Origin of the sequence: Xylophilus sp. ASV27 (assembly GCF_016428875.1) — a bacterium.
In the GTDB taxonomy this organism is placed as follows: Bacteria; Pseudomonadota; Gammaproteobacteria; order Burkholderiales; family Burkholderiaceae_C; genus Xylophilus.
In genome coordinates this window covers 1-219 of the sequence record NZ_JAELTO010000463.1, presented here as the reverse complement: position 1 = coordinate 219, position 219 = coordinate 1, and the positions used below count along the sequence as shown (strand labels likewise).

The following is a 219-nucleotide window of genomic DNA, read 5'->3' as shown; positions in this document are numbered from 1 at the left end:
CCCACGAAGCGCCGCAGCGCCGGGCTGTCCAGCAGTGCTTCCTCGCAGGCCTCGTCGGCCAGGTTGAACCAGTGCTGCACGAAGTACATGCGCAGCATGCGCTGCAGCCCTACCGGCGGGCGCCCGTCGCCCGGCTTCGGGTAGTGCGGCTCGATCACCGCGCACAGTTGCTGCCACGGCACGATCTCTTCCATCGTCGCCAGGAACACATCGCGTCGG

General features: G+C 68.5%; 1 protein-coding gene. It reads right to left on the bottom strand.

Features of this window, described 5'->3' with window-relative positions:
• Positions 1-219 (bottom strand): transposase (locus tag JHD63_RS25350; RefSeq protein ID WP_198973226.1); only part of this gene is annotated, 219 nt, incomplete at both ends.